This window comes from Streptomyces celluloflavus (assembly GCA_000720995.1).
Lineage (GTDB): Bacteria > Actinomycetota > Actinomycetes > Streptomycetales > Streptomycetaceae > Streptomyces > Streptomyces celluloflavus.
Map to the genome: position 1 here is coordinate 103,765 of JOEL01000009.1, position 26,725 is coordinate 130,489.

The following is a 26,725-nucleotide window of genomic DNA, read 5'->3' on the forward strand; positions in this document are numbered from 1 at the left end:
ACTGTGTGAATCGTCCAACCCCCAAGGAAAGACCCCAAAAGGGACTTTCTGTGTCGCAAGGAGAGCACGTGCTCACTGTCGGTGACAAGTTCCCCGAGTTCGACCTGACCGCCTGCGTCTCGCTCGACTCCGGCAAGGAGTTCGAGCAGATCAACCACAAGACCTACGAGGGCAAGTGGAAGATCGTCTTCGCGTGGCCCAAGGACTTCACCTTCGTGTGCCCGACGGAGATCGCCGCCTTCGGCAAGCTGAACGAGGAGTTCGCCGACCGCGACGCGCAGATCCTCGGCTTCTCCGGTGACTCCGAGTTCGTGCACCACGCCTGGCGCAAGGACCACCCGGACCTGACCGACCTGCCCTTCCCGATGCTCGCCGACTCGAAGCACGAGCTCATGCGCGCCCTGGGCATCGAGGGCGAGGACGGCTTCGCGCAGCGCGCCGTCTTCATCGTCGACCAGAACAACGAGATCCAGTTCACCATGGTGACCGCCGGCTCCGTCGGCCGTAACCCCAAGGAGGTCCTGCGGGTGCTGGACGCCCTCCAGACCGACGAGCTGTGCCCCTGCAACTGGTCCAAGGGTGACGAGACCCTCGACCCGGTTGCGCTCCTGTCGGGCGAGTGACCCGGTATGGCTCTCGATGAACTGAAGTCCTCGATACCGGACTTCGCCAAGGACCTGAAGCTGAACCTCGGTTCGGTGATCGGCAACAGCGAGCTGCCCCAGCAGCAGCTCTGGGGCACCGTCCTGGCCTGCGCGATCGCCTCGCGCTCGCCGCGCGTCCTCAAGGAGCTGGAGCCGCAGGCCAAGGAGAACCTCTCCGCCGAGGCGTACGCAGCCGCCAAGTCGGCCGCCGCCATCATGGCGATGAACAACGTCTTCTACCGGACCCGCCATCTCCTCTCCGACCCGGAGTACGGGACGCTCCGTGCCGGTCTGCGGATGAACGTCATCGGCAACCCGGGCGTGGCGAAGGTCGACTTCGAGCTGTGGTCGCTGGCCGTCTCGGCCATCAACGGCTGCGGCCGGTGCCTGGACTCGCACGAGCAGGTGCTGCGCGCCGCCGGTGTGGACCGCGAGACGATCCAGGAGGCCGTCAAGATCGCGGCCGTCCTGGAGGCCGTCGGCGCCACCCTCGACGCCGAGGCCACGCTCGCCGAGTAGTCCGGACGGACCGAGCGGCCCGCACCGTTCGAGCGGCTCGCCCCGTGCCGGCGGCCCGAACGGTACAAGCGGCCCCGTCGATCCGGGGCAGGACCCAGAAAAAGCAGAACCCCGCAGACATCCCGTCTGCGGGGTTCTGTGCGTTTCCGGTGGCCACTTGACGGGGCGTACCGACGAGGCAACGGGCCGGCGGGGTCGCTCGCCCGCCGGCCCCGCCGCCTCTACTCCGGCGGTCGTTCTCCCCGTGTCGGACCCGTCCCGGGGCTCGGCGTGGGGGCGACCCCGATCGCCGTGGCACCGTGCGGCGCCGGCGTCATCCGCAGCGCCTGTTCCCGGGAGTAGGCGCGGAGGTAGCCGACGACGGTGTTGGTGACCGCCACCAGCGGCACCGCGACCACGGCGCCGCCGATCCCCGCCACCAGGCCGCCGGCCGCGACCGACAGGATGACCGCGAGCGGGTGGACGCGGACCGCGCGGCCCAGGATGAACGGTTGCAGCACGTGGCCTTCGAGCTGCTGGACCGCCAGAACGACCGCCAGCACCAGCAGCGCCGTGAACACGCCCTGGGTGACCAGCGAGACGACGCACGCCAGCGCGCCCGAGATCACCGCGCCGACCAGGGGGATGAAGGCGAACAGGAAGATGAAGACGGCGAGCGGGACGGCCAGCGGCACATCGAGGAAGTACAGCCCGATGCCGATGAAGATCGCGTCGATCATCGCCACTATCACCGTGCCGCGCACATAGGCGGTCAGCGTCCGCCACGCCCGCGGGCCCGCGCCCGCCAGGCCCTCGCGGGCCGCGCCCGGTACGAGCTTGAGCAGCCAGGTCCAGATGCGGCGGCCGTCGTAGAGCAGGAAGAGCGTGGTGAACATCGCGAGCAGGATGCCGGCGAGCACCTCGAAGACGACGGTGACGCCCTCCAGTCCGGCCGAGGTGATCGCCTCGGTATTGGCGCCGACCGCGTCCTGGAGGTTCTTGGCGATCCGGTTGATCTGATCCTCGGTCACATGGAACGGGCTGTCCAGCAGCCAGCCCTTCAGCTCGGTGATGCCCTCCTGGATACGGCTGGAGACCGAGTCGATGTTGTCCTGGACCTGCCACACCACGAACCAGCCGACCAGGCCCATGACGACGAACCCGGAGATGAACGTCAGCGCGGTGGCCAGTCCGCGCGGCACTCTGCGGCGCCGCAGCCAGGCCACGGTGGGCTGGAGCAGCGCGGTGATCAGCAGCGCCGCCACGAAGGCCAGCACGACGAGTTCGATACTGGTGATGACCTGCGCCAGCACCCACAGCGCCGCGGCCAGGACGAGCAGCCGCCAGCCGATCTCGGCGGCGACCCGTACGCCCCACGGCACCGCAGCGACCGGATCCGGGCGGGCCGACACGGCCGGCGCGTACGCGGGCGGCGCGGGCACCGACTCCGGCGGGCGCGCCTCCGCCGGCCCCTCCCCCGTCCCGGCCTCCTCAGCCGGATCCGGCCGGGCCTCGCCGGCCGGTCCGGCCGGCCGCTCCGCCCCGGAACCGCCGGGCACCGCCGGGCCACCGGTACCACCTGCGGCGTCCGCGTGCTCGGCACGCCTCAGCTCGTCCGGGTCTCCGGCCGCCGCCGCGGCTTCCGCACGGCGGCGCTGGTCCTCCAGCCGCTGCGCGAACCGCGTCAGACCGGCGCCGAGGCCACCGACCCACTGAGGCAATCTGGACATGTCTCTTCCTCTTCCCCTCCCGCATCACACAACTGTCGACACGACGTTACCCGTGCCGGATGCACGAAACCCCCGCCGCGGTCGCGGTCGGGGGTTTCGGAGGTGCGGTGGTCGCCGCGGTACTGGCCGGGCGGGCCTAGTACCAGTGGTTGGCCTGCCAGAACGACCAGGCGCCACAGGGGCTCTTGTACGACGAGTTCATGTAGTTCAGGCCCCACTTGATCTGCGTGGCCGGGTTCGTCTGCCAGTCCGCGCCCGCCGAGGACATCTTGTGGCCGGGCAGCGCCTGGACGAGGCCGTAGGCGCCCGAGGAGGCGTTGACGGCCTTGTAGTTCCAGGTCGACTCGTGGTTCACGATGTTGCTGAAGCACTGGAACTGGTCGGCCGGGACGATCTGGCGCGCCATGGCCTGCACCTCGGCGACGCTGTACGAGCCCTTGACGGTGAAGTCGCTCGCGCTCTGCGAGTCGGAGCTGGAGGCGGCGAGCTCCTTCTCCTTGCGCTCCTTGGCGTCCTTGGCGTCCTTCTCGGCCTTGGCCGCCTTCTCGTCCGCCGCGTCCTTCTTGTCCTGCGCGGTCTGGGCGGCGGCCTTGCGGGCCGACTCCTGCGCGGACTTGAGGGCGGCCGCGTCGGCCTGGGTGAACTGGACGTCCGCCTGCTGCGTCAGGGACGCCGTCTGTACCTGGGCCTGCTGGCCCGCGGGGATATCGGCGATGGTCGCATCGGCGGCGGTGGCCTCGGTGTTGGTGACCGAGCCCTGGGTGCCGCCTGCAGCGACGCCGACGACGGCGCCGACGGTGGTGACCGCGGTGGCGGAGGCCACGGCGAATCCCCGGACCGAGATCCGGCTCACACGTTTTCCTTCCAGCAACGGCCGCATAGGTGACCTCGCGGACGCAATCGTGCCCCTGGCGCTGGTCTCCCCTTGTTCCGGCCCCTGTTGAACAACAGGGAACGGCTGGTCACGGGAGGCACTGACCCGGTACGTCCCCCTCGGGGTCCGCGTGGTGCTCGGGCGGCATACGGCGACGCGCTATGAAGTTCGGGGTGTTCCTCACCCCCCGGAGTTCTCTCCGGGGGCCCCAGGAGTGCTGGGGATGCCGTATGCGGGGCCTGACAGGACCCAGACTCTGCCCGAACGAGACGCCGGGAATCAATTCTCCGTTGCGTGTGAAAGCTCACACCTCGCTTGTTCCCCTGGATTTTCGGATATCCGCGCACAGCACGGCGCCGCCCGGCTAGGCTGCTGCGCTTCGCCGGGCGGCGCGGTGTTCCACACGTGGTCAGATCCTGCCGTCCTCCAGCATTTCGGTCACCAGCGCCGCGATCGGCGACCGCTCCGAGCGGTTGAGCGTGACGTGGGCGAAGAGCGGATGGCCCTTGAGCTTCTCGACGACCGCGACCACGCCGTCGTACCGCCCGACCCGGAGGTTGTCGCGCTGCGCGACGTCATGCGTCAGCACGACCCGGGAGTTGGCGCCGATCCGGGACAGCACCGTGAGCAAAACGTTCCGCTCCAGCGACTGGGCCTCGTCCACGATGACGAACGCGTCGTGCAGCGAACGCCCCCGGATGTGGGTGAGCGGCAGCACCTCCAGCATGCCGCGCCCGACCACCTCCTCGATGACGTCCTTGGTGGTCACCGCGGACAGCGTGTCGAAGACGGCCTGCGCCCAGGGGCTCATCTTCTCCGCCTCGCTGCCCGGCAGATAGCCCAGCTCCTGCCCGCCGACGGCGTACAGCGGCCGGAAGACCATCACCTTGCGGTGCTGCTGACGCTCCAGTACCGCTTCCAGGCCCGCGCAGAGCGCCAGCGCCGACTTGCCCGTACCGGCCCGGCCGCCCATCGAGACGATCCCGACCTCCGGGTCGAGCAGCAGATCCAGCGCGATCCGCTGTTCGGCGCTGCGGCCGTGGATCCCGAACGCCTCCCGGTCGCCCCGCACCAGCCGCACCGCGCCCTCCGCGGTGATCCGGCCGAGCGCCTTGCCGCGCTCGGACTGGAGCACGAGTCCGGTGTGCACCGGGAGTTCGGCGGCCTCCGGTACGTGGGTGCTCTCGGCGGCGAAGAGATCGTCCACCTGCTCGGCGGTGACGGTCAGCTCGGCCATCCCCGTCCAGCCGGAGTCGGTGATGGCGAGTTCGGCGCGGTACTCCTCGGCCAGCAGCCCGACCGAGGACGCCTTGATGCGCAGCGGCAGATCCTTGGAGACGACCGTGACGTCATACCCCTCGGCCTGGAGGTTGCGGGCCACCGCGAGGATGCGTGAGTCGTTGTCACCGAGCCGGTAGCCGGCCGGCAGGATCACCGGGTCGGAGTGGTTCAGCTCCACTCTGAGCGTCCCGCCGAGCCCCCCGATGGGGATGGGGGCGTCCAGCCGCCCGAACTGCACCCGGTACTCGTCCAGAAGGCGCAGCGCCTGCCGCGCGAAGTAGCCGAGCTCGGGATGGTGCCTCTTCGCCTCCAGTTCCGTGACCACGACGACCGGCAGCACGACCTCGTGCTCGTCGAAGCGGGACATGGCGCCTGGATCCGCCAGCAGGACGCTGGTGTCGAGGACATAAGTGCGCCGGCCGTTCTCACGGCGCTTCTTGCTGTTCACCACGGGTGGACGAACCCCCTCGGATGAGGTCGGGGTGCGACGGCGTCGCGGGGGATGGGACCGGGTTCTGGCCACGCTGCACGGGCCGAACACCGGCCCTCCGCGTCGTCCGTGCGCTGCGCACGATCGTCCGAGATATGCAAAGGGCCTCCCGGGCGGACGACCCCGTGCCGTCCGCTGAGATACGGCGCCCGATGTCTTGTTTCCGGACGCCGACCTGCAAGGGATATTCCCGCGAAAGGCCGTACCCATGCCATGGCATATGACGCACGGCCGGTGAACCTTTGGTTACCGGTGATCTTCACGTGGGGCAACGCGCCCCGGAAGAAGGCCCGTCGGTACGGTTCGGGCGGCCGGCGGGGCGCCCGGATGGCGCCCGCACGCCGTGCGCGCGCTCCGGAGAACGGCCAAAAACGGCTGTCCGGAAAGTGCGGTCCGTCCGTCAGAAGCCGTAACGGCGGTGCCGGGCGGCGTAGTCGCGCAGTGCGCGCAGGAAGTCGACCTTCCGGAACGCCGGCCAGAAGACCTCGCAGAAGTAGTACTCCGAATGGGCGCTCTGCCAGAGCATGAAGCCCGACAGCCGCTGCTCGCCGCTCGTACGGATCACCAGGTCCGGGTCCGGCTGGCCGCGCGTGTAGAGGTGCTCGGAGATGTGCTCGATGTCGACGATCTCGGCGAGCTCCTCGAAGGAGGTGCCGCGCTCGGCGTGCTCCAGCAGCAGCGAACGGACCGCGTCCGCGATCTCCTGCCGGCCGCCGTAGCCGACCGCGACGTTCACCAGGATGCCGGTGTTGTCGAGGGTCTCCTGCTCGGCCTCCTTGAGCACCTGCTGGGTGCGCGAGGGCAGCAGATCGGCGTTGCCGACGTGGTGCACCCGCCAGCGGCCGTCGGCCGCCAGATTGCGCACGGTGTTCTCGATGATGCCCAGCAGCGGGGTCAGCTCCACCTCGGGCCGGTCGAGGTTGTCCGTCGAGAGCATCCAGAGGGTGACCACCTCGACGTCGGTCTCCTCGCACCAGCCGAGCAGCTCGCCGATCTTGACCGCGCCCGCCTGGTGGCCCTGCTCGGGGGTCCGTCCGTCGGCCCGCGCCCAGCGGCGGTTGCCGTCGAGGATGACGCCGATGTGCTTGGGCACCTGGCTGTGGTCCAGCCGGCCCTCGACCCGGCGCGCGTACAGCCGGTAGACCAGATTGCGCAGTGCAGGCGGATACGGGATGCGCACCCCGGAAGATCGCAGCATGTGTGGTCCAGCCCCTCCGTGCCAATGGCGGTCGCCCCGTCGCCTCAAGTGGGCAACTTTACGTCTCGGGCGACTCGACAGCCCAATCAGGTATGTCAGAGGTACGTGATAGGGAGGTGACCATGACTGATACCTCGCCCTACCGCGCCGCGGATTCGCGCTATGACTCGATGGAGTACCGGCGCGCGGGCCGCAGCGGCCTCAAACTCCCCGCTATCTCCCTCGGACTGTGGCACAACTTCGGCGACGACCGCACGCTGAGTTCCCAGCGGGACATCCTCCGCCACGCCTTCGATCTCGGCATCACCCACTTCGACCTGGCCAACAACTACGGCCCGCCGGCCGGCTCCGCCGAGCTGAACTTCGGGAAGCTCTTCGCGCAGGACTTCCGCCCTTACCGCGACGAGCTCCTCCTCTCGACGAAGGCCGGATATCTGATGCACCCCGGCCCCTACGGCGAATGGGGTTCGCGGAAATATCTGCTGTCCTCGCTGGACGCCTCGCTGAAGCGGATGGGCGTCGATTACGTCGATATCTTCTACTCGCACCGCTTCGACCCGAAGACCCCGCTGGAGGAGACGATGGGCGCCCTGGCGTCCGCCGTCCAGCAGGGCAAGGCGCTGTACGTCGGCGTCTCCTCCTACAACGCCGAGCAGACGGCCGAGGCCGCCCGCATCCTGCGCGAGATGGGCGTCCCGGCGCTGATCCACCAGCCCTCGTACTCGATGATCAACCGCTGGACCGAGGACGACGGGCTGCTGGACACCCTCGAAGCGGAGGGCATGGGCTGCATCTCCTTCGTGCCGCTGGCGCAGGGCCTGCTCACCGACAAGTACCTGCACGGCATTCCCGAGGGCTCGCGCGCCACGCAGGGCAAGTCCCTGGACCCGGACCTGCTCTCGGACGACGTCGTACGGCGGCTCCGCGGCCTCAACGACATCGCCGCCCGCCGCGGCCAGTCGCTGGCCCAGCTGGCGCTGGCCTGGGTGCTGCGCGACGAGCGGATGACCTCCGCGCTGATCGGCGCCAGCAGCGTCGCCCAGCTGGACGCGAATGTCGCGGCGGTCAGCGCCCCCAAGATCACGGATGCCGAGCTGGCCGAGATCGACGAGTTCGCGACGTCCACGGACGGCGTGGACATCTGGTCGGGCCGGGGCTGAGCGAATGCCCGGCGTGCGCCGGGCGGGCGCGGGACGCCGGCGGCGGAGCGGGGCCGCCCGCCGGTCCGCCCCGGCGGGGCCCGGCCCGTGGGCGGCGGGCGTGGGTCCCGCCGCGTACGGGCCGGACCCCGGACAACAAAAAGCGGGCCGGTCCGTGGGGGGATACGGACCGGCCCGAGGGGGGGTTTCCACCATAACCCCGCGAGCGGCGTGCTCCGTGCACCGACGGAAACCACGGCGTGGCCCGGCCGGTCGCGGGGAGCGCCGCCGGGCGCATACGGGACGGCTCCGGGGAGCACCGGGGCCGGTGCCGGAGCCCTGCGGGGACGGGGCGGGCGCCGTACGCCATCGGTGCGCCCCCGGCCGGGACGGGGCGCGGATACCGGGCGCGGCGCCGCCCGGACGCCGGTCAGTGCCTGGCCGCGGCGCCCAGGAGCAGCCCGCAGAAGGCCCCGAAGATCATGAAAGGCCCGAGCGGCATGGTGGTCCCCCGGCCGCGCCCGGCCAGCATCAGCCCGGCGCCGTAGGCCGCGCCGGCCAGCACCCCCGCCGCGCCGCCGGTGACGACGGTGCGCCAGCCGTACCACCCAAGGGCGACCCCGAGCCCGATCGCCAGCTTGACGTCCCCCAGGCCGAGCCCCGCCGGGTTGGCGACGAACAGCAGGAGGTAGCAGGCGCCGAGGGCCACTCCGCCCAGCAGCGCCCCCAGCCACGATCCGCCCGCGCCCGTCAGCAGGCCGACGAGGCCCAGCACCCCCGCCGCCGTCAGCGCGAGCGGCAGCGTCAGCACGTCCGGGAGGCGGTGCACCCGGCGGTCGACGGCGGCCAGCAGTACCGCTACCGGCGCCATCAGCAGCCAGGCGGCGAGTTCGGGCCGGGCGCCGGTGGCCGCGGCCAGGGCCGCGCAGACCAGTGCGGTGACCGCGGCCGTCGGCAGCGCACCGGGCCCGTACGCCCCGCAGTCCGGGCAGCGTCCCCGCCCGAGCCAGCCCCGCGCCACCCCGGTGATCGGGTGTCCGCCGGGACAGGTCCCGCGCCATTCCTCGTCCGGCCCGACGGCCATCCGGTGGACGGGGCGCGGTATGAGCAGCCCGGACGCGGCCCCGTAGGCGGCGGCGAGCACCAGCAGCGTCACAGACACCCGTCGACCTTAGGGTCTGTCGTCACCTTCCCGGCGTCGCAGGACAGACGGGATGTGACGGCAGGCCCTGAGGCGCGCGAGCTGATAGAACGACGGGCATGGCGCGCTGGCGGAACGGTCCCGGAACCCTGTACGGCGCGGACGCCGGCATCCCGGTGGAGATCGCGGGGTCCTACCGTGCCCGTACCCGCGGTCTGCTGGGCCGCGACGGTATCGAGGGGGCGCTGCTGCTGACCCCGGCGAGCGGTGTGCACACCTTCCGGATGCGGTTCGCCCTCGATGTCGCGTATCTGAGCCGGGACTTCACCGTGCTGGCCGTGCGCACCATGCGTCCGGGACGGCTGGGGCTCCCCCGGCCGCGGGCCCGGCACGTCCTGGAGGCGGAGGCGGGAGCCATGGCGCGCTGGGGTCTGCGCCCCGGTCTGCGGGTCACGGTGGTCCCGGCCGACGCCGCCTGACCGTACGCCGTCCGGTCGCGGGGCGTTGCCCTTCGGCGGGCGCGGTATCGGTGGGCGGTGCGGCTCTCTGCCGCGGACCCGCCTCCGCCCCGGGCGCCGGTCGCCCGCCCGGTGGCGCGCCCTCGGTCCCGGTCGGCCGCCGCTCCCCCGCTACCCGTCCCAGTCGGCGACCAGCGCGAGCAGCCCCGGGAACCGCGCCTCCAGATCGTCGGCCCGGACATGGCTGCGCCGCTCCAGGCCGTACTGCCGCTGGCGGATCAGCCCGGCGTCCCGCAGCGTGCGGAAGTGGTGCGTGAGCGAGGACTTGGGCCGGTCGAACCCGAACCAGCCACAGGTGTGGTCGAACGCCTCGGACTCCAGCAGCAGGGTGCGCACGATGCGCATCCGCAGCGGGTCGCTCAGTGCGCCCATGACGGTCTCCAGCCGCAGGTCGGCGCGGTCCGGCTCGGCCAGCGGCGCGGGCGCCCCCGCCGGTACGGGCCACACGGGCGTCCCGTATCCGGGCCGCTCCGCACCGCCTTCCGCGGCGGATTCCCGTACCGCCCGTACGCCTGCCCTGGACGCCATGACGACCACTCCTCCCGACACTCCCGACGGCGCCCGCCCGGTCCGCTCCGACGGCGCGGACCGGATCGGCGACACCCAGTACGACTTGCATCGTACTGCGAGTGCTTGTACGAATCTTCTCGTACTGACTGTACGAGGTATCTCGTACAGCTGGATTCGGAGGGGACACCCATGTCTGGAACCCGGACCGCGCCGGCCAGCAGCCGGACCGCACCGCAGCCCGCCCCGCCCGCGGGGGCGGCCGGAGCGCCGCCGGCGCCGCCCGTCCGGGAGGTCTGGTTCGCCGCCTGGCCCATCGCGGCGATCTTCATCCTGTCGAACGCGGCGATGCCGCTGTACGCGATATGGCAGCGCCAACTCGGCTTCAGCTCCGGCACGTTGACCCTGATCTACGCCGCGTATATCGCCGGACTGCTCGGCGCGCCGGCGGTGGCGGGCGTGGCGTCGGACCGCATCGGCCGCAAACCCGTGCTGATCCCGGCGCTGTTGCTGGGAATCGTCGCCTGCCTCGGGTACGCGACGGCGCCCTCGGTGGCCGCCCTGGCCGCCGCCCGCTTCCTGACCGGCCTGGCCACCGGCGCCGCCGTCTCGGCGGGCATGGCCGCCGTCACCGACCTCGCGGCCGGGCGGCGGATCGGCCCGCTGCCGGCCTCCACCGCGGTGGTCCTTGGCGCCGGGATCGGGCCGCTGCTGGCCGGGGTCCTGTCGGAGACCGCCCCCGCGCCGACCGTCACGGTCTTCGCGGTGGAAGCCGTGCTGCTGGCCACGGCGCTGGGGGCCACCGCCAGGATGCCGCTGCCACGCACCCGCCGCCGGGCGGCGGGCACGGGCTCCGGGGGCTCCGGGGGCTCCGGGGGTGAAACGGCGACGGACGCGGATACCGGCGGTGTCGCGGGCGCGTCCGCCGGGGCGTGGGTGCGGCTGCCGTCCGTCCCCCGGGCGAACCGGCGCCATCTCGCCCTCGGTCTGGCCGCGTTCGCCCCCGGCATCAGCGCCACCGGTTTCGTCCTCTCGCTCGGGCCGTCGCTGCTGACGGGACTGCTCGGCACCACGAACCGCGCGGTGACCGGCGCGATGGCCCTGACGATGTTCCTCGCCGCGGCCGGGGTGCAGTTCGCCTGGCAGCGGACAGCGGTCCGTACGACCTTGCTCCTCTCCGGCGCCGCCACCGTCGCGAGCACGCTGGCCCTGATCACCGCCGTCCATACCGCCGCTCTCGCCCCGCTGGCCGCCGCGGTCGTCCTGGCCGGCGCGGGCCAGGGCGCCGGCCTGCTGGGCGGCCTGACACTGCTGAGCCGTGAGATCCCGGCCGCCCGCCACGCGGAGGCCAACGCCGCCCTGAACGCCGGCGGCTATCTGCTCGCCGGCGCCCTGCCGGTCGCGGACGGCTACCTCAGCGACGCGATCGGCCTCTCGGCAGGCACCACCGCCTTCGGCCTCACCGTGGCCGTCCTCGCGGCGGCGGGCGCGATCCTGGTGGCGACACGGGGCGGCGATGCGCGCTGAGGCAGCTGCCGGGGCTGTTGCTGACCTGGCATCAGCACGCTGGATGGCAGGCGGGGTCGGAGGGGGTGGCGTGGGCGGAGGGGGCGGGCGAGGTGACGGATGAGGTGGACGAGGTGGACGCCGCGGACGAGGCGCACGGAGCGGCAGTTGCCGCGGGTCGCGCGGGCGGTACAACCGCCCGGGAGGTGACGGTTCGAGGGGCGACGGACGAGGAGCCGGAGTCACGGGGAACGGAGGCCCGGGAGGCAGCAGCCCGGGAGACAGCCGACCGAGAGGCGGTGGACCGGACGTGCGGCGCCGACGAGTCGGCCACACCCGCCTCCCCCGACGAACCGGCCGCCCCCGCGTCCCCCGCCGGGCCCCGCACCCCGCGCCGCTGGAGTACCGCCGCCCACGCCGTCACGGCCAGGGCGAGGGCGCCGGTCGCGGCGCCGACCCAGGCGACCGAGGCGAAGCCGAAGCCCGCGTCGATGGTGAGGCCGCCCAGCATCGGCGTGAGCATGATGCCGACGTTGAAGGCCGAGGTGTTCACCGCTGGCACCAGCGTCGGCGCATCGGGCGCGAGGAGGAACACCCGTGACTGCACAACCGGATTGACCGCATAACCGGTCAGCCCGAGGACGAAGACCAGCGCGACGGTGATACCGAGGTTCCCGGCCGTCAGCGCGAGCAGCGCGGAGGCGAGGGTGAGCGCACCGCCGCCGAGGGCCAGCGTGCGCAGCGGCGCGGCGTCGGCGAACCGTCCGCCGAGCGTCACACCGACCAGCCCGCCCACCCCGTAGAGCGAGAGCACCACCGGCACCCACCCCTCGGGCAGCCCGCTCACCTCGGTCAGCAGCGGCGCGAGGTAGCTGAAGGTGACCACCGCCGCGCCGAAGGTCAGCAGCGTGACGAGGTAGGAGACCCAGAGCGCGGGCCGGGCGAGACCGGCCACCTCCCGTCGCACCGACGGCAGTTCCGTACCGGTCGCGCGCCCCGCGGGCAGTACCGCCAGCAAGGAGAGCGCGCTGAGCACGGTGAGTCCGGCCACGCCCCAGAACGCCGTGCGCCAGCCCGCGTGCTGGCTGAGGACCGTACCGGCCGGCACCCCCACGACCGTGGCGAGGGTGAGCCCCGTACCGACCACGGACAACACCTTGCCCTTGGCGCCCGGCGGCACCAGGCTCACCGCCGTCGCGGCGGCCACCGCCCAGAATCCGGCGTACGCGAGGGCGCTGACGACGCGGCTCGCGAACAGCAACCCGTACCCCGGCGCGAGCGCCCCGGCCACATGTCCGGCGACGAAGACCAGTTGGAAGGCGACCAGCGCGGTCCGGCGCGGCACCCGCAGTGTGGCCACGGCCAGCGCGGGCGCGCCGATGACCATGCCGAGGGCGAAGGCGGAGATCAGCAGACCCGCGTCCGGGATGGAGACGCCGAGGTCGGCGGCGATCTGGGGCAGCAGCCCGGAGAGCATGAACTCGGACGTGCCCTGGGCGAAGATGCCCAGGCCGAGGAGGTAGACCGCAAGTGGCATGAGAAGACGCTCCGTTGGAAGCGGACGGGATGCACCGTGAGATGCAGCCGCGTGGTGGACAGAGAAAATGAGCAGAGAAGCTGAGCAGGGAAACTCGGCAGAGGAACTCGGCAGACGTTTCAGGCAGACGCTTCAGAGGGAAGTTTTGGATGGATCAGTACAAAATGAGCCCAGAGAACACCCAAGGAACACCCAGGCCAGAGGTCGGACCGACTCAAACGGCCCAGGACAATCGAGCGATCAGGGACAGGACCGGAACCCTGCGGCCCCGCGGCTCAGAAGGCGGCGAGCGCGGCGTCCGCGATGGCCTCCAGCTCCGCCCGGCCGACGCCCGCCCGCGCGGCGACGCGCAGGCCGCTGACGGATGCGATGGCGAGATGGGCGAGGGTGCGGGCGTCCTTGCCGGCCGCGATCTCACCGGCCCGCCGGCCTGATTCGAGGACGTCGCGGATCGCCGCCAGCCGCTTGTCGTAGTCCCGGGCGAGCGCCGCCGCGACGGCATCGTCCCGGGCCGACACCTCGACATAGGTGTTGACGACCAGACAGCCCCGGCCGTCCGCGCCGCGAGCTGCGGACTCCTCGTCGATCACCCGCTGCAGCAGCGCGCGGATCTTGTCCCGCGCGGGCAGCTCACTCTCCAGCAGCTCCGTCAGCTCGGCGGACTTGCACTCCATATAGCGCGCGAGCGCCCGCTCGAAGAGATCGTGCTTGCTCTTGAAGGTGTTGTAGATGCTGCTGCGGCCCAGGCCCGTGGCCTCGCACAGGTCCTGGGTGGACGTCGCTTCGTAACCGGCGGCCCAGAACGCCTCCATCGCGGCGTCGACCGCCCGCTCCTCATCGAACTTCCTGGGTCGGGCCATGACCGGAACGCTACCTGTATTGGATCGACCAGTCCAATACCCGCCGCCCCCTTATCCGCGGTCACACCGAACCGCTACGGTCCCCCCACCCGAACCCGCACCCGTATCCGCGCCCGTATTCACGTCCACACGGACACCCCGGATCCACGTGCACGTCCACGTCCACGTCCGCATCAGCCTCCGCACGGACACCGCGACCAAGGGGCACCCATGGCACGTACCACGCGTCGCGCACCTGCGTCACCGGCCGTTCGCCGGGCAGCCCGTACCGCGCTCGCCCTCGCGGCGGTGGTCGCCGCGGCCCTCACCACCGTCGCCCCGCCGGCCGCGGCCGCCGCTCCGGGCACCGCGGTCTCCTCCGTCACTCCCGCCCCGAGGGCCGCCCGTAACCCGGTGATCTTTGTGCACGGCTACAACGCCGACCCCGGTGTCTGGGGCCGCATGACCGGGGACTTCAAGGCCGCCGGATACACCGACGCCGAGCTGTTCACCTGGTCCTACGACACCCACGCCTCGGTGAACGAGGTGCTCTCCGGCCGGTTCGCGGCATATGTGGACGAAGTGCGGCAGCGGACCGGTGCGCGGCGCGTCGACATCGTGGCCCACTCCTACGGAAGCCTGCCGACGCGCTGGTACCTCAAGAACGGCGGCGGCACCGCGGCCGTCGGCCACTGGGTGTCGCTGGGCGGCCCCAACCACGGCACCGGCCTCGCCTGGCTGTGCGCCGCCTGGGACCAGGCGTGCCGCGATATGACCCCCGGCTCCTACGTCCAGAAGGGCCTGGCGGCGGGCGACGAGACACCGGGGGACGTCAAGTACGCGACGTTCTGGTCCAGTTGCGACGAATTCATCAACCCCCATGACAGCGTGCCGCTCACCGGTGCGGTCAACACCCCGGCGGGCTGCCTCAAGCACAACGAGCTGCTGACCGACGGCGGGGTCTCGGCGGGCGTGCGGGCGTTCCTCGGCCGCTGAACCGGTCCCGTCCGGGGCACGGTCCGGATCACGATCCGGTGCGCGGGAAGCTGACCTCGACGCGGCGGTTCTTCCTGCGCCCCTCCTCGGTGCTGTTGTCGGCGATCGGGTACTGCTCGCCGTAGCCGCGGATCTGGAACGTGACCGAGGAGTCGAGGTGCTTGGCCAGCTCGCGCTGGACGGCGTTGGCGCGGTCCTTGGAGAGGGTGAGGCCGTGCGCGGTCGAACCGAGGTTGTCGGTGAAGCCGAAGACCCGCAGACCGGTGGCGTGCTGTTTCTTGATCTCCGCGGCGATGGTGTCGATCCGCGACAGCGCGTCCGGGCTCAGCCCGGCGCTGTCCTTGGTGAACAGGACCTCTGCCTGGAGCGCGAAGGTGACGTTGTCGTTGGTGTCCTGGCGGCGCTCGGCACCGTCGTCGGTCTCCACGATGGACTTGATGTTGAGCACCTTGGACGGGGCGAGGGTGGCGCCCTGGACCATCCGGAGCCCGGGGTTGTGCGGGTCGATGGTGACCGGCGGGCTGGAGTCCTCGGTGATACCGGGCGGGTCGGCATGGGCCGCGGGGACCGTCAGCGCCATGGCCAGCAGCAGCGCGACGGTGGTGGTGACCACCGTGCGGGCCAGGTGTGCCGGGCAGGTCGTACGGGCCACTCCTGCCGGGTGGATCGCGTGGATGAGGTGGTTCGGGCTGGTCGTGTGGGTCGTCTCCGTCATGGTCATCGGCCCGCTCAGTCCGTGATCTGCACGCTGGCCGGCGGCATGGTCGGCAGCTGGAAGTCGACCTCGGTCACCTTGGCCGGCGGCGCCGGGAACTGGGCGAAGATCGGCCGGCTCGCACCCGGCTGAAGCCCGCTGAGTCCGGTGGTGCACAGGCATTCGCCGTTGGTGTCCCGCAGCACCAGGTACCGCTTCTTGCCCGCCTTGTCTACGAGGGTGGCCCCGGAGATGGAGGACCGGGACCGCAGCTCCGACTCGTGGGAGCGCCAGTCGACGGCGTTGAAGGCGCGGGTGCCGTGGTTGGCGACCGTACCGTTGACCGTGACGAACCCGCCCGCGTCGCGGATGACGGAGTGGAGGGTGACGACGATCCCGTCCGCCCCTTTCATCTCGCCGATCACCTTGTCGGCGTCGTCCGCCGGGGCGCCCGGATCGCTCTTCTTCGGCGCGGCGCTGCTGTGGGCCACCGGTTTCTTGCCGTCCGCCGCCGGCGCTCCGCCGTCGCCGCCACCGCAGCCGGCCACGACGAGGGCCAGGCCGACCGCGCTCGCCGTGGCGACCGCTCCCCTGGCGGCCTTCGTGGTGCGCCGAATGCTCATGGCTGCGATTCCTTTGATCGTCGAGTGATCGTGCTCGGGGTGGACCGGCGGTCGGACGGTTCCGCGGTCCGGGTGGTGAACGTGGTGCAGGTAGTGAACGTGGTGCGGGTGATTCGCATGGTGTGGAAGTCAACTCGGTGCGGAAATCCGGGCAGTTCGGAGGTCCACCAAGGGTCCGACGGTTCGGAGGTCCGGTTGCTCATTGTGCGAGACGTACGGCGAAAAGGTCGGAGGCTTGCGGGAGAACACGAAGGTTCCCGGGATCGAGGACCCAGGTCTTGCCGTCGCAGACGATCCCGAGGGGCGGACCCGGCTGCCCGGTGCCGTCGGCCGCGCCGCCGTCGCCGCCCTTGTCTCCTGTGCCGCCCTTGTCGCCCTCGCCCGTGCCGCCCGTGCCGCCCGTACCGTCCTCGGCGAGGGTGCAGCGGGGCACGACGACGGCCTTGGCCTCGGCCGACGCGTAGGTACTCCCGGTCGACGGGATGATCGAACGGCCCACCGGTTTACGGGATTTCACGGTGACGGCGAACGAGGTCGCCGGTTCCGAGCCGGGCCGGCACGCGGAGACGACGGCGTCGTTCTGCGCCGCGAACCAGTCCGCGTTCTCGCACGCCGGACCGGAGGGCACACCGCGGCCGCGCAACTGCTCCGCCCACCGCGCGCGGCCGTCACCGCCGCCGCCCGCACCGCTGCGGATCGGGTCCAGCAGGCCCCTGGTCAGCTGATCGCGGTACTGCTGACCCGCGGCGAGCGCCGCGGCGTCGGCCGCCGTCTGCGCGCCGTTGCGGGAGGCCGCCGCCTGTCCGACGGCGAAGAACGCGAGCGCGAGGAAGAGCAGGGCGGCGACGGCCACGAGGTAGAGCGGAAACGCCTGTCCGGCGTCGCGCCCTCCTCGGCGGCGCGCGCCGCCGGCCGTCCGGCCCGTGGTGGCCGCCATGACCGTGCGGTCGGCTAGATGCCGACGACGTCGGAGATCTTGTTCGCGATGGCGTTCGCGATCTGACTGCCGAAGTCCGTGGTCGACAGGACCAGGACGATCGCCACGACCACCGCGATGATGCCGAGGTACTCGATCGAGGTCTGTCCCCGGTCGTTCCCCAAAATCCGCTTCGCCATCGTCTTTCCCTCCGTGGGCGGCCGTCCCGGTCCGGTCCGGCTGGACTGTCCCCGTGGTGCCGGCGCGCTCGTCCGCGCCCATGACACGAGAAACGTACGCCGGAACGGCGCTACCGGGACAGGGAATCCGTACCCAATCCTCCGGTGGGAACACGACCCGGCGGCACACCGTCGCTTTTCGGCCACTGCGCCGCACCCCGACCACCCCCGATCCTCCTCCGGGACCCTCCGGCGCCCGGCGCCGTCGCGGACCGGCCGGCCCGCCCCGGAGCGGTGCGGTACGGGGGGAGCCGCCGGGTCCCCACTGTGGCACAACTCGTTGCTCGGGCAAAGGAGTTGAGGCACAACGCCCGGTGCACCGCACTCTTCCGGCCGGATCCGGCGGGCCCGGCGGCGAGGCATCCGCCGGGCCCGGCCGCCCGCTCCCGCCACTGGGACCTCGCCCGGCCGTCGCCGCATGCCGGCCACCCTCACCCCCACACGGGCGACGGCTGCCGGGTGGCGTCGCCGGGGCCCTCACCGCCCCATGAGTGACCCGAAGTTCGTCCCCGACCCCAGGAAGAAACCGGCGATCAGCAGGATCATGGTGCCCGGCACCATGAAGGTGGTGATGACCATGGTGGCCTTGGGGACCGCGCGGGCGGCGCGGCGGCGGGCGTTCTGGGCGTCGGTGCGGCGCATGTCGTTGGCGATCTGGATGAGCGTCTCGACGATCGGCGCCCCCAGCTCCTCGCCCTGCTGAAGGGCGGTGACGAACTGGGCGACCTGTTCGGAGTCATTGCGTTTGCGCAGCTCCTCGAACGCCTCCCGGCGGCTGACGCCCATGTCCATCTGGCGCAGGGTGATGCGGAGTTCGTCGGCCCAGGGGCCCTCGTACTTCTCCGCGACCCGGTCCAGCGCCTGGCGGAACCCCAGCCCCGCGCTGACGACGACGGCGAGCACGTCCAGGAAGTCCGGCAGGGTCCGTTCGATGGTGTCCTTGCGCTGGCGGATCGCGGCCCAGATGCCGACCTCGTTCCAGAACAGCCCGAACAGGACCATGAGGACGCCGAGCAGCGGCTGGCCGCGCAGGAACATCACCAGCGCGCCGCCGAAGCCGAGGGCGCCGTAGACGGCGCGGCGGGCGGCGTAGCGGTCGACGGTCAGGCCGCCCGGGTTGCCCGCGAGGTCGATGCGCCGGCGGATCCGGGCGACCCGCTTGGGGCCCATCAGCCGCAGTACGAACGGTGCGTAGCGCATACCGGCGCGGTCCACCGCCGAACCGACGGCCGTCGTCCGCGTCGCGCCGATCTCCAGGGACAGTGCGAGGTCCGGGGGGAGCCTGGCCTCGCGGCGGTAGAGCGCGATACCGCAGCAGACGCCGACGACCGAGAGGGCGGCGGCGAGCGCCAGCAGGGTGCCGATGAGCATGTCCGTACCGCCCTAGACGTCGATCTTGGCGAAGCGGCGGATGACGAAGAAGCCCAGCGCGTAGAGGGTGAAGGCCACGACGACCGCGAGCTGGCCGAGGAAGGACGAGGTCATCCGGTCGATGGCGCCCGGTGCGATGCGGTTCATCAGCAGCAGCGTGCCGATGCCGAGCAGCGGGACGACATACGCGGTGACCACGACCTGGGAGAGCTGGGTGCGTACCTCGCGGCGGGTCTCCTTGCGCTCCTCCAGGGTCTTGGTGAGATTGCGCAGCGAGCCGACGACGGTGCCGCCGGCGCGGTTGGCGAGGACCAGCGTGGTGACCAGGACGACGAGTTCGCGGGAGGGCAGCCGTTCGGCGAGTTCGCCGAGGGCGTCGTCGACGGAGTGGCCGACGGCGAGTTTGTCGGAGACCTTGGTCAGCTCCTCGCCGGCCGGGGCCTCCAGTTCCTCGGCCGCCATGCCCAGGGCGGTGCGCAGTGCCAGCCCGGCCTGGGTGGCGTTGGCGAGGATCCGGGAGAGTTCGGGGAGCTGGTTGATGAACCGCTCGATGCGCTTCTGGCGCTGCCAGTTGAGGAACGCGAAGGCGGCCCAGACGGCGGCCAGCGCGGCGATCGGGCCGAAGAACGCGGCGAGGGTGGCCTGTGCGACCAGCCAGAGGGCGAGCGCCGTCCCGCAGGTGTAGACGGTGAATTCGCCCGGGGTGAGGTCCAGGCCGGTGGCGGCGAGCCGGAGTTCGAGGCGGCGGCCGGGGCGGGTGCGGCGCAGCGCGCGGTCGGCGGCCGGGAAGCGGCGGCGCCGGCCGGCCGGCGGCAGCCCGCGCTCGTCGGCGAGCCGGTCGACGACGGCCTGCCGCTGGGCGCGGCCGGCCGCGTACATCCGTATGCCGACGACCGCCAGCGCCCCGCACAGCAGGGTGGCGCCGAGGGCCCAGAGAGCGGGATCGTTCGGGCCGGTCATGGGGTGTGCGTCCTCCTGGGGCGGGTGGTCATCGGGCCTCCCGGGTGGCGAGGTCGTCGTCGGTGGCCGCGACGCCGAAGGCGGGCGGGGCGGGCTCGCCGGCCATGAAGAGGCGTTCGGCGACCCGGCGCGGCAGCGGGAAGTAGCGGAAGCGGCCGTGCACGATCCGGTCGGCGCCCATCGGCTCGGCGTCGAAGCGGCAGACCGTCGCGAGCCGGTAGTCCTCGTGGCCGCGCGAGTCGAGGAGGGCGATCTCGGTGATCCGGCGGGAGCCGTCGGCGTGCCGGCCGAGCTGGACGAGGCAGTCCACGGCGCTGTTGATCTGGTCCCGCAGCGCCTCGAAGGGGATCTTGACGTCCGACATGGAGGCCAGGGTCTGGAGCCGCATCAGGGCGTCCTCGGCGCTGTTGGCGTGGACGGTGGCCAGCGATCCGTCGTGGCCGGTCGACATCGCCTGGAGCATGTCGAGGGTCTCGCCGCCGCGCACCTCGCCGACGATGATGCGGTCGGGGCGCATGCGCAGCGAGTTGCGTACCAGGTCGCGGATGGTGATCCGGCCCTTGCCCTCCACGTTGGGCGGCCGCGATTCCAGCCGGATGACATGGGTCTGCTGGAGCTGGAGTTCGGCGGCGTCCTCGACGGTGATGATCCGCTCGCCATCGGGGATCAGTCCCGACAGGGCGTTGAGCAGCGTGGTCTTGCCCGCGCCGGTGGCGCCGGAGACGACGACGTTGAACTTGGCGCGCACCAGTCCGGCCAGCAGCACCAGCATCTGGTCGTCGAGGGTGCCCATACCGATGAGTTCGGCGAGGGTGTAGGCGCGCGGGAAGCGGCGGATGGTGAGGGTGGCGCCGTTCAGGGCGAGCGGCGGGATGATGACGTTGACGCGTTCGCCGGACGGAAGCCGGGCGTCGACCATCGGATTCGACTCGTCCACCCGCCGGTTGACGGTGGAGACGATGCGCTCGATGGTCTGCATCAGCTGCTCGTGCGAGGCGAACCGGACGGGGACCAGCTCGACCCGGCCGGACCGCTCGACATACACCTGGTCCGGGCCGTTGACCATGATCTCGGTGATGGAGGCGTCTTCGAGGAGGGGTTCCAGGACGCCCAGGCCGAGCGCCTCGTCCACCACCCGGCGGATCAGCTGGGCGCGCTCGGCGGTGGAGAGCACCGGGCCCTCGCGGCTGATGATGTGGCCCAGTACGCGCTCCAGCCGCGAGCGGCGTTCGGCGGCGGCCAGCGCGGACATCTCGGCGAGGTCGATCTCTTCGAGCAGCTTGGCGCGGTAGACGGCGACCAGATGGCTGTCCTGGCGCGCCGCCGGGGGCACTTCGGGTACGACGATCCGGGCTTTGAGGCTCATCGCGGGGCCGCTCCTTCGTCGCCGGGCACGGTGTGTTCCTGGCCGCCGAGGGCGTGCGGGGCGGCCGGGCGGGCCATGGTGGCGCTGCGGCTGGCGGTCCCGAAGTCGATGCCGGGGAGGACGGAGGGGATCCGTACGGTCGCCGTGGCGTGCACCGCGTCGCCCCCGCCGCCCACCGAGACCGTGGCGCCGTCGCCGAGCCAGCCGCTCACCGCGGCCCGGCCGGCGGCTTCACCGGCGGCCGACGGATCGCCGCCGACGTCGGTCGCGTCCATCGAGGCGGTACGGGCCGCGGCGCGCGCCGCCGTACCGGCCTGCTGGACGGCGTACGCGCCCAGGCCCAGTTGGATCACGGCCAGCGCGATGACGAGCAGGATCGGCAGGAAGCCGAGGAACTCGATGGCGACCTGGCCCCGGTCCCGGCCACGGCCGCGCAGCCGGGCGGGCAGCCGCGCCGGAAGGCCACCGCGCGCCCGGGTCACCGGCCGTCGGCCACGCGCCGCCCGTGCCGTCGCCATGACGGCCCTCCCCTCTCGCTCCGTCTCCGGCCTCATCCCGCGCCTCCCCCGCCGTCCTCCCGCGCCGCGCCCGCCGTGCCGGTGACGTGCCAGGGGAAGCTCCCCACGCCGGGGAAGAGCACCGGGACCTCAAGCCCGACGACCGCCTTCCACAGCCCGGCCTCGGGGTGGCAGTCGGTCGTGGCGCCGCCTCGCCAGGCGGCGGGCAGGTCCCGGACGGCGGACGCGTGGCAGGCGCCGGTGCCGCCCTCCGTGGCGGTGGCGGCCCGCGCGCCCCGGTCGGCCGCGTCGGCGGCCAGCGAGTAGGTGTAGCCGACCAGGACGAACTGCCAGAGCAGGGCGAGGACCAGCAGGATCAGCGGGAGCAGGCCGAGGAACTCGACGGAGACCTGGCCCCGGTCGCTGCCGCCCAGCGGGCGCCGCACCGCTCAGCCCTCCTCGTACGGACCGGCCGGATCGAACGGCCCCGCACTCCGGGCCGCCGGTCCGCCCCGCCCGCCGGAGTGCGGACCGGCGCCGGGCGCGGGCACCGGCCCGGGGACCGGCCCCGCCGTGAGGGCCCTGCGCTTGCGCCCGGTCAGTGCCGCCCGCGGGCGCCGGCCGCCCCGCCCCTGGTGCGCCACGGCGGACGGGCCGGCCAGGCCCAGTTCCCCGGCCAGCGCCCACAGCGCCTGGCGGACCGTCGACCGGTCGTCGAGGTCCTGCATCCGGCCCGCGTCGACGCACGGCTGGAGTTCCTTGTAGGCGGCCGGTACGGGGGTCCGGGCGACCTGGGTGCCGGTGGCCCTGGCGACCAGTGAGGGCTGGATCTCGGTGTGGCGGGTGAGGCGGTTGACGACCGTGGTGGTGTCCGCCGCCTTGCGGATCTGGAGCCGGTCCCAGAGCCGCACCTGCCGTTTGGCGGCCCGTACGGACACCACGTCGGGGGTGGTCACCAGCAGGGCCACATCGGCGAGTTCGACGGCGGCGGCGTTCGCGGACTGCATCTGCGAGCCGCAGTCGACGATCACCACGTCGTAGCGGGCGCGCAGCGCGGTGACGATCTGGCGGGCCGCCCGGTCGTCCACCTCCTCGCCGCGCTCGCCCTCCTCCGGCGCGAGCAGCAGGCCGAGGCCGGTGTGGTGGTCGTGCACGGCGTCCTGGAGGACCCGTGCGGAGATGTCCGAGATCCCCGCCAGGTCGACGATCGAGCGGCGGAACTGCACGTCCAGATAGGAGGCGACATCGCCGGACTGGAGGTCCAGGTCCACCAGCGCCACGCCGCGGCCCGCGGACCGCGCGGCCAGCGCCAGTTGGACGGCGGCGACGGTGGTGCCGACACCGCCCTTGGCGCCGGTGACGGTCACCAGCGTGCCGCTCGGCCCGGGGAGCGCGTCCGGGCTGCCCCCGAGGTGGACCCGGACCCCGGCCGACCACTGGGCGGCGGCCCGGACCCGGGCGGCCAGTTCGTCGTAGCCGAGCGGCAGTCCGACGACGCCGCGGGCGCCCGCGTCCATCGCGGCGGCGAAGAGGGCCGGGCCCGCGTCGGTGGTGATCAGGACGACGCCGACGGCGGGGAAGCGCAGCGCCACCTCGCGGATCAGCTCCAGCGCCGGGAGCGGGCCGATCCGCTCGTGGACGAGGACGACCTCCGGCAGCCCCTCGACGCCGGTGGACGGCGCGGCGCCGCCCGGGGCGGTGGCCGCGGCCAGGGCGTCGAGCAGGGCGGCGGAGTCGGCGACCGGGGGTGCGGGTTCGGCGTCCGGCAACTGGCTGAGCAGCGAGGACACGGCTCGCGCGGCGTCGGGGTCGCCGACCGCCGGGAGGATGCGGATGGTCACCTGGGCCTCCGGGTCATTTGTCGCCGTCGAGGGTGTAGGTGCGCTGGCCGGGCGGGACGGGGGTCTCGCCGCCGGGTCCGAGGAGGGCGAGCCGTACGTGGGTGGCGAAGGACTCGGCGTACGCGACCCGTTGGGCGTCCTGGGTATCGAGGGCGAAGGTGATCGGGACGGCCTCGCCGGCCCGGCGCGTGGTGGTGGTGTCGCCGGGGTCCCTGGCCGCCAGCGGGGTCAGCCGGCCGACGTCGATGACCTCGGCCGCGGCGACGATGACCTTGGAGACCGGCTTGTCCTCGGGACGCTTGCCCTCGAAGGTGGCGTAGATGTTGACCCGGGCGCCGGGGGTGATCTTGCCGGCCACACCGGTGGCGGCGTCGATCATGATGGCGATCTCCTGCTGCCCGGCCTTCAGCGCGGGCCGCTCGACGATCATGTCGTCCTGGAGCAGCGATCCCTTGTGCAGCGGGGTGACCGCTATCTTGCCGCTGACCGTGCCGAGGTCGGTCACGGCGGTGGCCGGCAGCCACCGCTCCGGCATCGTCACCTTCTCGAACTGCCCCGGCTCCAGCGCCTTGTACGCGGGCACGTCCGCCTTCAGCCGGTATGCCGTCTTCTCCGGGCCGACCTTGGACTCGACGTTCCTGATCACCGACAGCACGCCGGCGAACGCGCCGAGCGCGCACAGGACCGACAGGAGCAGCAGGACCAGTCCGCGGCGCTGGCGTGAGTTCATGGGCGAGGGACCTCGATCGGGGTGGGACGGGGGCGGAACGGCGTGGGTGCGGAGCGGGGGCGGTCGGGGTCAGCGCACGCGGGCCACCGCCCGCGGACCGCCCGGGGAGCCGGGGGCATCGGGGCCGGCGTACCCGCCGTACCCGCCCGGTCCGCCGTACGCGCCCCGGACGCCCGGCGGCGCCACCGGTGACAGACCGCGCTGCCGCAGCGACGACGGCGGCGCGACGGCCGGTAACACCCCGGCGGCCGCCCCGGACGTACCGGCCGCCCCGGCGGAACCCGCCGCCCCGCCCGGCACCGCCGGTCTCCCTACCGGTCGCCGTGCCGCGCCGCCGGTGCCCGTCCCGGCCGTCGTCAGCGGTGCCGCGCAGAACGCGCAGCGGTCGCCGATGACGTCCTGCCCGCACCAGCGGCACTCCGCGCGCCGTACGGAGGCGACCAGTTGGTGGAGGACCGGCAGATCCGGTATGGCCGCCGCGAACTCGATCAGCTTCCCGGTGCCCCACCACCGGGCGGACTCGGCGGGCAGCGGCACCTCGTACACCCCCTGCACCTGCCAGGCCCGGGCGAGCACCTCGTCCACCCAGCCGTCGGTGAGCCGGCCGCGGGCGACGGCGAGCCGGGTGGCGAACGCGGGGCCCGGCAGTCCGGCCCCGGAGGCGTGCCGGGGCACATGGTGCAGTCGCGGCTCGGGGTGGGCGAGCACCGCGAGATGCGCGCCGGGCAGCCAGGACTTCAGATGGGCGCGCAGATCCACCTCGACCCGCTCCAGGCCGGTGACGCTGTCCAGCAGGGCGCCCGCGTGGACGTAATGCGCCAGCAGCCGCACCGCGCAGGCCAGCACCCCCGGGCTGAAGTCGCAGAGCGACAACTGCCGCAGTTGGCGGGCGAGTACGGCCACCCCCAGCGGCGGCAGGGGCAACGGCAGGATGGCGATCCGGTCGCTCTCCAGCACGGCCCGCAGGGTGTGCAGCCGGCGTACGTGCTCCGGCGGGCAGGCGGCGGAGTAGAGGACGACGAGCCGGCCGTGCTGCTCCAGTACGGCCGCGGTCTGGGTCAACGCCTCGCCCAGCGGCTGGAGATGCGGCGCCGGGAGGACGACGGCGGCCGGGGTCTGCCGGTCGGTGGCGGGCAGCGCGAGGTCCGGGCTGGTGACGGCAATCGCGGTCGGCACGTCGCTCCCCCACTCCCTTTGGCCACCGGACGCTCCGGGACCGCGGATCGGCACAGCTCTGCGCCAACGGCGCCATACGCCCAGCACTTTAGCTACGAGACGCGTTCCGGAGAACACGTTCCGGGAACAGTTCGGGACCGCTCCCCACACCCCTACCCCGCGGGGAAATCGCACAGTCCTCCGGGGGAATCCACCACCACCGCCGGGTGACGAACACGCGAACGGCGGGTTCCGGCGGGAGCCTTGACAGGAGCAATGGTCTGGACCACTTTGGACGGGAAGCCCAGGGGCCCCTGAGCGCGCATCCGCACCACCCGTCCAACTCCCCCCCACGGAGGCAGTAGTGGTTCGCGCACGATCAGGAAGAGTGACGAGCAGGCTGGCGGCCGCACTGGCCGCCGCGGTGCTGGCGTCGGCCGGCATCCTCGCGGCGGGCACCGCCCCCGCGGCCGCGGCGCCCCCGGCCGCGCACACCCCCACCGCACACACGTCCGCCGTCCCCGGGCACGCCGTCACCGGCTACTGGCAGAACTTCGACAACGGCGCCACGGTGCAGAAGCTCAGGGACGTCAACGACGCGTACGACATCATCGCGGTCGCGTTCGCCGACGCGACCGACCGGCCCGGCGCCGTCACCTTCAACCTGGACCCGGCCGTCGGCTACGCCTCCGTCGACGATTTCAAGGCCGACATCAAGGCGAAGCAGGCGGCCGGCAAGTCCGTCGTCCTCTCGGTCGGCGGCGAGAAGGGCGCGGTGTCCGTCAACGACGGCGCCTCGGCCCAGAACTTCGCCGACTCCGTCAACGGCCTGATGGACGAGTACGGCTTCGACGGCGTCGACATCGACCTGGAGAACGGCCTCAGCGCCACCTATATGACCCAGGCGCTGCGGGCGGTGCACGCCGCGCACAGCGGGGTGGTGGTGACCATGGCGCCGCAGACCATCGACATGCAGTCACCGCAGACCGAGTACTTCAAGACGGCGCTCGGCATCAAGGACTTCCTGACCGCCGTCAACATGCAGTACTACAACAGCGGTTCGATGAACGGCTGCGACGGCAACGTCTACGCCCAGGGCACGGTCGACTTCCTGACCTCGCTCGCCTGTATCCAGCTGACGGGCGGCCTCGACCCGTCCCAGGTCGGCCTCGGCGTACCGGCCTCGCCCCGGGCGGCCGGCGGCGGCTATGTCGATCCGTCCGTCGTCAACGCGGCGCTGGACTGCCTGACCCGGGGTACGAGTTGCGGCTCGTTCACCCCGTCCACGACCTATCCGGGCCTGCGCGGCGCGATGACCTGGTCGACGAACTGGGACGCCGCGGGCGGCGACGCGTTCGCGAACCAGGTGGGCGCGCACGTCCACAGCCTCCCGTAGCACCCGGCGCCGCCCCGCAACCGGCCAGGTCCCGTGCAC

The 26,725-nt window shown here is 72.5% G+C and carries 27 protein-coding genes; 7 read left to right on the forward strand and 20 right to left on the reverse strand.

The features are described from left to right. Positions 1 to 68 precede the first annotated feature (68 nt). Both IH09_RS10540 and IH09_RS10545 read left to right on the forward strand, forming a co-directional pair. Positions 69 to 623 (forward strand): peroxiredoxin, encoded by a 555-nt coding sequence (locus tag IH09_RS10540; protein WP_052855877.1) that lies wholly within the window; start codon positions 69 to 71, stop codon positions 621 to 623. A 6-nt stretch (positions 624 to 629) separates the two neighbouring features. Continuing rightward, positions 630 to 1,163 (forward strand): alkyl hydroperoxide reductase, encoded by a 534-nt coding sequence (locus IH09_RS10545; protein ID WP_052855878.1) that lies wholly within the window; start codon positions 630 to 632, stop codon positions 1,161 to 1,163. A 221-nt stretch (positions 1,164 to 1,384) separates the two neighbouring features. Here IH09_RS10545 and IH09_RS10550 read toward each other — a convergent pair whose 3' ends face one another. The 4 genes from IH09_RS10550 to IH09_RS10565 form a co-directional block, all read right to left on the reverse strand. Next, positions 1,385 to 2,872, reverse strand: coding sequence for an AI-2E family transporter (locus IH09_RS10550; protein WP_052855879.1), 1,488 nt, complete (start codon positions 2,870 to 2,872; stop codon positions 1,385 to 1,387). A 136-nt stretch (positions 2,873 to 3,008) separates the two neighbouring features. After that, on the reverse strand, positions 3,009 to 3,725 hold the full coding sequence (locus tag IH09_RS10555; RefSeq protein ID WP_052855880.1) for an aggregation-promoting factor C-terminal-like domain-containing protein: 717 nt from the start codon (positions 3,723 to 3,725) through the stop codon (positions 3,009 to 3,011). A 430-nt stretch (positions 3,726 to 4,155) separates the two neighbouring features. Further along, entirely contained in the window at positions 4,156 to 5,478 is a 1,323-nt protein-coding gene (locus tag IH09_RS10560; RefSeq protein WP_052855881.1) for a PhoH family protein, read from the reverse strand. 439 nt (positions 5,479 to 5,917) lie between these two features. Beyond that, positions 5,918 to 6,715 (reverse strand): isoprenyl transferase, encoded by a 798-nt coding sequence (locus IH09_RS10565; protein ID WP_052855882.1) that lies wholly within the window; start codon positions 6,713 to 6,715, stop codon positions 5,918 to 5,920. A 122-nt stretch (positions 6,716 to 6,837) separates the two neighbouring features. Between IH09_RS10565 and mgrA the strand changes: the two genes are divergently transcribed. Further along, positions 6,838 to 7,875 (forward strand): L-glyceraldehyde 3-phosphate reductase, encoded by a 1,038-nt coding sequence (gene mgrA / locus IH09_RS10570; protein ID WP_052855883.1) that lies wholly within the window; start codon positions 6,838 to 6,840, stop codon positions 7,873 to 7,875. A 409-nt stretch (positions 7,876 to 8,284) separates the two neighbouring features. Here mgrA and IH09_RS10575 read toward each other — a convergent pair whose 3' ends face one another. Then, positions 8,285 to 9,016, reverse strand: coding sequence for a prepilin peptidase (locus tag IH09_RS10575; RefSeq protein WP_052855884.1), 732 nt, complete (start codon positions 9,014 to 9,016; stop codon positions 8,285 to 8,287). A 98-nt stretch (positions 9,017 to 9,114) separates the two neighbouring features. On the opposite strand from IH09_RS10575, the gene IH09_RS10580 reads away from it, so the two are divergent. Then, entirely contained in the window at positions 9,115 to 9,474 is a 360-nt protein-coding gene (locus IH09_RS10580) for a DUF192 domain-containing protein (protein ID WP_052855885.1), read from the forward strand. 150 nt (positions 9,475 to 9,624) lie between these two features. Here the strand turns inward: IH09_RS10580 and IH09_RS10585 are convergent, their stop codons facing one another. After that, positions 9,625 to 10,041 carry an ArsR/SmtB family transcription factor gene (locus tag IH09_RS10585; RefSeq protein WP_190233253.1) on the reverse strand — a complete coding sequence of 139 codons (417 nt, stop codon included), beginning with the start codon at positions 10,039 to 10,041 and terminating at the stop codon, positions 9,625 to 9,627. A gap of 171 nt (positions 10,042 to 10,212) precedes the next feature. Between IH09_RS10585 and IH09_RS10590 the strand changes: the two genes are divergently transcribed. Continuing rightward, a complete protein-coding gene (locus IH09_RS10590) occupies positions 10,213 to 11,547 on the forward strand; it encodes an MFS transporter (RefSeq protein WP_052855886.1) in 1,335 nt (444 codons plus the stop codon). A 31-nt stretch (positions 11,548 to 11,578) separates the two neighbouring features. Here the strand turns inward: IH09_RS10590 and IH09_RS10595 are convergent, their stop codons facing one another. Beyond that, on the reverse strand, positions 11,579 to 13,063 hold the full coding sequence (locus IH09_RS10595) for a Cmx/CmrA family chloramphenicol efflux MFS transporter (RefSeq protein WP_110952197.1): 1,485 nt from the start codon (positions 13,061 to 13,063) through the stop codon (positions 11,579 to 11,581). A 275-nt stretch (positions 13,064 to 13,338) separates the two neighbouring features. Continuing rightward, entirely contained in the window at positions 13,339 to 13,923 is a 585-nt protein-coding gene (locus IH09_RS10600) for a TetR/AcrR family transcriptional regulator (protein WP_052855887.1), read from the reverse strand. A 210-nt stretch (positions 13,924 to 14,133) separates the two neighbouring features. Between IH09_RS10600 and IH09_RS10605 the strand changes: the two genes are divergently transcribed. After that, positions 14,134 to 14,898, forward strand: coding sequence for an esterase/lipase family protein (locus IH09_RS10605; RefSeq protein ID WP_110952198.1), 765 nt, complete (start codon positions 14,134 to 14,136; stop codon positions 14,896 to 14,898). Positions 14,899 to 14,926: 28 nt separating this feature from the next. Here the strand turns inward: IH09_RS10605 and IH09_RS10610 are convergent, their stop codons facing one another. From IH09_RS10610 to IH09_RS10660, 12 genes are all read right to left on the reverse strand, one after another. After that, complete coding sequence (locus tag IH09_RS10610; RefSeq protein ID WP_094793117.1) at positions 14,927 to 15,478, reverse strand: OmpA family protein; 552 nt, start codon at positions 15,476 to 15,478, stop codon at positions 14,927 to 14,929. A 149-nt stretch (positions 15,479 to 15,627) separates the two neighbouring features. Then, the gene (locus IH09_RS10615; protein ID WP_052855889.1) at positions 15,628 to 16,215 is read right to left on the reverse strand and encodes a hypothetical protein; all 588 of its coding nucleotides are present in this window, start codon (positions 16,213 to 16,215) and stop codon (positions 15,628 to 15,630) included. A gap of 199 nt (positions 16,216 to 16,414) precedes the next feature. After that, positions 16,415 to 17,152, reverse strand: coding sequence for a pilus assembly protein TadG-related protein (locus tag IH09_RS10620; RefSeq protein WP_052855890.1), 738 nt, complete (start codon positions 17,150 to 17,152; stop codon positions 16,415 to 16,417). Between the two features lie 14 nt (positions 17,153 to 17,166). Next, entirely contained in the window at positions 17,167 to 17,331 is a 165-nt protein-coding gene (locus IH09_RS38930; RefSeq protein WP_018089307.1) for a membrane protein, read from the reverse strand. A 516-nt stretch (positions 17,332 to 17,847) separates the two neighbouring features. Further along, the gene (locus IH09_RS10625; RefSeq protein WP_052855891.1) at positions 17,848 to 18,741 is read right to left on the reverse strand and encodes a DUF5936 domain-containing protein; all 894 of its coding nucleotides are present in this window, start codon (positions 18,739 to 18,741) and stop codon (positions 17,848 to 17,850) included. A gap of 12 nt (positions 18,742 to 18,753) precedes the next feature. Further along, positions 18,754 to 19,701: a type II secretion system F family protein gene (locus tag IH09_RS10630; protein ID WP_052855892.1), complete on the reverse strand. Its 948-nt coding sequence runs from the start codon at positions 19,699 to 19,701 to the stop codon at positions 18,754 to 18,756. Positions 19,702 to 19,729: 28 nt separating this feature from the next. Continuing rightward, positions 19,730 to 21,067, reverse strand: a complete 1,338-nt coding sequence (locus IH09_RS10635) for a CpaF family protein (protein WP_052855893.1) — start codon at positions 21,065 to 21,067, stop codon at positions 19,730 to 19,732. Continuing rightward, a complete protein-coding gene (locus IH09_RS10640; RefSeq protein WP_052855894.1) occupies positions 21,064 to 21,585 on the reverse strand; it encodes a TadE/TadG family type IV pilus assembly protein in 522 nt (173 codons plus the stop codon). The genes IH09_RS10635 and IH09_RS10640 overlap by 4 nt, the downstream gene beginning before the upstream one ends. Before the next feature lie 32 nt (positions 21,586 to 21,617). Further along, positions 21,618 to 22,010, reverse strand: coding sequence for a TadE/TadG family type IV pilus assembly protein (locus tag IH09_RS39755; protein WP_052855895.1), 393 nt, complete (start codon positions 22,008 to 22,010; stop codon positions 21,618 to 21,620). Between the two features lie 3 nt (positions 22,011 to 22,013). Next, positions 22,014 to 23,405, reverse strand: a complete 1,392-nt coding sequence (locus IH09_RS10650) for an AAA family ATPase (protein WP_052855896.1) — start codon at positions 23,403 to 23,405, stop codon at positions 22,014 to 22,016. A 13-nt stretch (positions 23,406 to 23,418) separates the two neighbouring features. Further along, complete coding sequence (gene cpaB, locus IH09_RS10655; RefSeq protein ID WP_172450509.1) at positions 23,419 to 24,135, reverse strand: Flp pilus assembly protein CpaB; 717 nt, start codon at positions 24,133 to 24,135, stop codon at positions 23,419 to 23,421. A gap of 69 nt (positions 24,136 to 24,204) precedes the next feature. Beyond that, complete coding sequence (locus IH09_RS10660) at positions 24,205 to 25,311, reverse strand: hypothetical protein (RefSeq protein WP_318279423.1); 1,107 nt, start codon at positions 25,309 to 25,311, stop codon at positions 24,205 to 24,207. Positions 25,312 to 25,654: 343 nt separating this feature from the next. Between IH09_RS10660 and IH09_RS10665 the strand changes: the two genes are divergently transcribed. Continuing rightward, positions 25,655 to 26,686, forward strand: a complete 1,032-nt coding sequence (locus IH09_RS10665; RefSeq protein ID WP_052855897.1) for a chitinase — start codon at positions 25,655 to 25,657, stop codon at positions 26,684 to 26,686. Positions 26,687 to 26,725 lie beyond the last annotated feature (39 nt).